The sequence below is a fragment of the Streptomyces sp. CO7 genome, from assembly GCF_053474865.1.
The window spans coordinates 59,375-64,717 of record NZ_JBRIOU010000011.1; the positions used below are offsets into that span (position 1 = coordinate 59,375).

Annotated in this window: 4 protein-coding genes; 2 read left to right on the forward strand and 2 right to left on the reverse strand. The window is 72.7% G+C overall.

What is annotated here, in order from left to right; genetic code table 11:
• Positions 1–21 precede the first annotated feature (21 nt).
• Positions 22–1,719, forward strand: coding sequence for a flavin monoamine oxidase family protein (locus ACOV8S_RS29360; RefSeq protein WP_448321517.1), 1,698 nt, complete (start codon positions 22–24; stop codon positions 1,717–1,719).
• 33 nt (positions 1,720–1,752) lie between these two features.
• Here ACOV8S_RS29360 and ACOV8S_RS29365 read toward each other — a convergent pair whose 3' ends face one another.
• Entirely contained in the window at positions 1,753–2,463 is a 711-nt protein-coding gene (locus tag ACOV8S_RS29365; protein WP_448321518.1) for a DUF5995 family protein, read from the reverse strand.
• A gap of 197 nt (positions 2,464–2,660) precedes the next feature.
• Between ACOV8S_RS29365 and ACOV8S_RS29370 the strand changes: the two genes are divergently transcribed.
• Positions 2,661–3,743: a glycoside hydrolase family 6 protein gene (locus ACOV8S_RS29370; protein ID WP_448321556.1), complete on the forward strand. Its 1,083-nt coding sequence runs from the start codon at positions 2,661–2,663 to the stop codon at positions 3,741–3,743.
• Here ACOV8S_RS29370 and ACOV8S_RS29375 read toward each other — a convergent pair.
• On the reverse strand, positions 3,725–5,146 hold the full coding sequence (locus ACOV8S_RS29375) for a uracil-xanthine permease family protein (RefSeq protein WP_448321519.1): 1,422 nt from the start codon (positions 5,144–5,146) through the stop codon (positions 3,725–3,727). The two genes, ACOV8S_RS29370 and ACOV8S_RS29375, sit on opposite strands and share 19 nt — an antisense overlap.
• Between the last annotated feature and the right edge of the window lie 197 nt (positions 5,147–5,343).

Here is a 5,343-nt window from a genome sequence, read left to right on the forward strand (position 1 = left end):
GTCCACAGGAGTCCGTACCCGATGACGTCCACCGTGCCCACCGCCGTCCCGCACCCCGGTGACGGGCTGCCCCCGGTCACCATGTTCGGCCCGGACTTCCCCTACGCCTACGACGACTACCTGGCCCACCCGGCAGGACTCGGCCAGGTGCCCGCCACCGAGCACGGCACCGAGGTGGCCGTCATCGGCGGCGGTCTGTCCGGCCTGGTCACCGCCTACGAGCTGATGAAGATGGGCCTCAAGCCCGTCGTCTACGAGGCTGACCAGCTCGGCGGGCGCCTGCGCACCGTCGGCTTCGACGGCTGCGACCCCGGCCTGACGGCGGAGCTCGGCGCGATGCGCTTCCCGCCCAGCTCGACCGCGCTCCAGCACTACATCGACCTGGTCGGCCTGGAGACCACGCCGTTCCCCAACCCGCTGGCCCCCTGCACCCCCTCGACGGTGGTCGACCTCAAGGGCGAGTCGCACTACGCGGAGTCGGCCGAGGACCTGCCCGAGGTGTACCGCAGGGTCGCCGACGCCTGGGCCCGGTGCCTGGAGGAGGGCGCGGACTTCTCCGACATGAACCGCGCGATCCGCGAACGCGACGTCCCGCGCATCCGCGAGATCTGGGCCCGCCTGGTCGAGAAGCTGGACAACCAGACCTTCTACGGCTTCCTCTGCGACTCCCCGGCCTTCTCCTCCTTCCGCGACCGGGAGATCTTCGGCCAGGTCGGCTTCGGTACCGGCGGCTGGGACACCGACTTCCCCAACTCCATCCTGGAGATCCTCCGCGTCGTCTACACCGAGGCCGACGACCACCACCGCGGCATCGTGGGCGGCTCCCAGCAGCTGCCGCTGCGGCTGTGGACCCGGGAGCCGGAGAAGATCGTCCACTGGCCCTACGGCACCTCGCTGAGCTCCCTGCACCCGGCCGGCGAACCCCGCCCCGCGGTCACCCGGCTGCACCGCACGGCCGGCAACCGGATCACCGTCACCGACGCGGACGGCGACATCCGCACCTACCGGGCGGCGGTGTTCACCGCCCAGTCCTGGATGCTGCTCTCCAAGATCAGTTGCGACGACGCGCTGCTGCCGATCGACCACTGGACCGCCGTCGAGCGCACCCACTACATGGAGTCCAGCAAGCTGTTCGTGCCGGTGGACCGGCCGTTCTGGCGGGACAAGGACCCGCAGACGGGCCGCGACCTGATGTCGATGACCCTCACCGACCGGATGACCCGCGGCACCTACCTGCTGGACAACGGCCCGGACGGCCAGGCGGCCATCTGCCTCTCCTACACCTGGTGCGACGACAGCCTCAAGTGGCTGCCGCTGTCCGCCCACGAGCGGATGGAGGTCATGCTGAAGTCGCTCGGCGAGATCTACCCGAACCTCGACATCCGCAGCCACATCGTCGGCAACCCGGTCACCGTCTCCTGGGAGAACGAGCCCTACTTCATGGGCGCGTTCAAGGCCAACCTGCCCGGCCACTACCGCTACCAGCGCCGCCTGTTCACCCACTTCGTGCAGGACCGGCTGCCCGAGGACCGGCGCGGCCTGTTCCTCGCGGGCGACGACATCTCCTGGACGGCCGGCTGGGCCGAGGGCGCCGTGCAGACCGCGCTCAACGCGGTGTGGGGCGTGATGCGCCACCTCGGCGGCGAGACCGACCCGACCAACCCGGGCCCGGGCGACGTCTTCGACGAGATCGCCCCGGTCGAGCTGCCGGAGGACTGAGGAGGGCCGGCCGAGGGCCCCGCGGCGGCGCGGTCAGCGGTCGAGCGGGGTGAGGAGCATCCGGCCCACCACCCCGACGGCCGCGTCCAGCCGCCCGGTGAACTCCTCGGCCAGCTCCGGCGTCCGCCGCAGCGCCCACAGGGCCCGGGCCATCGACCAGGTGGTGTCCCGGGCCCTGTCCAGGCTCCAGGCGCCCGCCAGGTGCGTCAGCGGGTCGGCGACCTGGAACAGGTCCGGCCCGGGCATCAGCTCCTCGCGCACCCGCTCCTCCAGGGATGCGAGGAGGTCGCCGACCCGCTCGAACTCGTCCTCCAGGTCGGCCGGGCGGCAGCCCACCGCCCGGCAGGTGTCCACCACGGCCAGCACCAGGTCGTGCCCGATGTGCGCGTTGATGCCCGCCAGCGCGAACTGCACCGGCCGCACGCCCGGATGACCGCGCAGCCGGAACAGCGGGCGCCAGCAGGCCGGCAGCCGGCCGCCACCGCGGTCGGTGTCGGCGACCGCCAGGTAGCGCTCGGCGAACAGCGTGCCGAGCGCGGACGCCGACCGGCGGTCGGGGAAGCGGCCGTCGCCGAGCAGTTCGGCGAACTCCGAGGTCACCGTCAGGTACACCCGGTTGAAGACGGCGACGCCGTCCCGCGGGTGCAGCGAGACGTCCAGCGCGCGCAGCCGTTCGAGCACGGCGTCAACCGCGCGTACCGGTGCGCAGCCCACCGTGTCAAAGGGGGGCGACATTTTCGTCATCCGGGCCATGGGAGCAGGGTCGCAGTCCTAGGCTGACCGCGAGGCCGCCGTGCCGGTCGCTTCCTCCCTGCGGGGGAACGCGGGCCACGGCCCGATGACGCCGGAGCAACTCAGCACGTGGGGGAGCACCACTCGTGGACCGATCGGGTCAGGCGGGGCAGCCACCGCAGCGACGCGCCCGGCGCCGCAGAGGGCTCCTGCTCGCGGTGTCCGCCGGGGTGGCCGCCGTCGCCCTGACGGCGGGCCTGGTGGCCCAGGCCGCCTCGGACACCCCGCCCCCGCCTCCCGACGGGCGGACGGACGCGGTGGCCGCGCCCTCGCCCAAGGAACGCACGGCGTCCCCGTCCGCCCCGCCGCAGATCGCGTCGACCTCCTCGCCGCGGTCGGAGCCGAGCCCTTCGCCGCGGGCCGCCGGAGGCGGGCGGCTCTACCTGCACCCGGACTCCCAGGTGGGGGAGTGGGTGCGGCAGAACCCGCAGGACCGGCGCCGCCCGGTGATCGCGCAGCGGATCGCCTCCCGCCCCGCCGCCGTCTGGTTCGCCGACCCGAACGCCACCACGGTCGCCGACCGGGTCCGCGCCGTGACCTCGCGCGCCGCCGCCCAGGGCCGGGTGCCGGTGCTGGTGGCCTACACCGTCCCGGACCGGGACTGCGGGCAGCACTCGGCCGGCGGTGCCCAGGACCTCGGCGCCTACGACGGGTGGATCGACCGGTTCGCCTCCGGCCTCGGCACCGGCGAGGTGATCGTGATCCTGGAGCCCGACGCGATCGCCCAGTCGCACTGCCTCTCCGAGAGCGACCGGGCGGACCGCTTCGCCTCGCTGGCCCGGGCCGGGCGGGTCGTCAAGCGGGTCGCGCCCCGCGCCCGCGTCTACTACGACGCCGGGCACTCCGGCTGGAACTCCGCCGCCCAGCAGGCCGCGCTGCTGCGCCGGGCGGGCGCGGCCTCGCCGCAGTCCTCGGACGGGATCTTCAGCAACGTCTCCAACTTCCGCGCCACCGCGGACGAGGTCCGGTACGTCCGCGAGGTGCTGGACGCGATGGACGCTCCGGCGAGCCACGGCGCGGTGATCGACACCAGCCGCAACGGCAACGGGCCTCCGCCCGAGGGGAAGTGGTGCGACCCGGCCGGCCGGAAGGTCGGCCGGGCGCCCGCGCTCTCCCCGGGCGAGGCCCGTGTCGACGCCTATCTGTGGGTGAAGCTGCCCGGCGAGTCCGACGGCTGCCGGGGCCGGGCAGGAGCCTTCAGTCCCGACTACGCCTACGAACTGGCGCGCTGACCGCCCTCGCCGTCCTCGCCCTCCGGGGAGGAGCCGGCGTCGTAGCGGGAGGTGCCCTCGTCGAGCAGCGGCTCCTGCGTCTTCATGTGGGCCGGGGCGAACACGCGCAGCGCGTGGTAGCCGGTGATGACGACCAGGGTGCCCAGCGCGATGCCGCTCAGGGTGAAGGTGTCGGTGATCTTCATGGAGACGTTGCCGACGCCGATGATGATGCCCGCCGCGGCCGGCACCAGGTTGAGCGGGTTGCGCAGGTCGACCCCGCCGTTGAGCCAGATCTGCGCGCCCAGCAGGCCGATCATGCCGTAGAGGATCACCGTGATGCCGCCCAGGACGCCGCCCGGGATCGCCGCCACGACCGCGCCGAACTTGGGGCACAGGCCGAACAGCAGGGCGAAGCAGGCGGCGGCCCAGTAGGCGGCCGTCGAATAGACCCGGGTCGCCGCCATCACGCCGATGTTCTCGGAGTAGGTGGTGTTCGGCGGGCCGCCCACCGCGGTGGACAGCATCGAGCCGATGCCGTCGGCGGAGATCGCCTTGCCCAGCTTGTCGTCCATCGGGTCGCCGGTCATCTCGCCGACGGCCTTGATGTGGCCGGTGTTCTCGGCGATCAGGGCGATCACCACGGGCAGCGCCACCAGGATCGCGGACCAGTCGAACGCCGGACCGTGGAAGTCGGGCAGGCCGAACCAGGCGGCCTTCTCGACCCCGGAGAGGTCCAGACGCCAGTGGTCGACGACCTCACCGGCGGCGTTGGCGGAGTGGATCTGCCCCAGGACCGCGTCGAACAGCCAGGAGATCCCGTAGCCGAAGATCAGGCCCAGGAAGATCGCGACGCGGGACCAGAAACCGCGCAGGGCGATCACCGCGAAGCCGGTGAACAGCATGGTCAGCAGCGCCACCCACTGGTCCTGCGGCCAGTACGTGGTGGCGGTGACCGGGGCCAGGTTGAAGCCGATCAGCATCACGACGGCGCCGGTCACCACCGGCGGCATCGCCGCGTGGATGATGCGGGCGCCGAACCTCTGGACCGCCAGACCCACCAGGAAGAGCGCCACGCCGACGCAGAACACCGCGCCGGTGACGGTGGCGCTGGAGCCGCCCTGGGCGCGGATCACCGCGGCGACGCCCACGAAGGAGAGCGAGCAGCCGAGGTAACTGGGCACCCGGCCGCGGGTCACCAGCAGGAAGATGATCGTCGCGACGCCCGACATCATGATCGCCAGGTTCGGGTCCAGGCCCATCAGGATGGGAGCCACGAACGAGGCGCCGAACATGGCGACCACGTGCTGCGCGCCGAGCCCGGCGGTCCGCGGCCAGGAGAGCCGTTCGTCCGGGCGTACCACTGCTCCGGGTGCGGGCGTACGCCCGTCGCCGTGCAGTTTCCAGCGCACGCCGAGGTCCATAGATGTTCCGCTTTCTGGGGTTCCCTAGATCTCCGGGCCTGATCGCTTCTGTCCAACCGGAGGATCGCTGTCCGCATCATTGTGGCGGATGGCGACAGCGATCACCCCGCGGGATGCTCCGAGCTCCGCGACGCACCGGACACCCCGGCCTGCTCGCCCTTCCCCGACACCGGACCCGGGCCGGAGCCGCCCGCCGC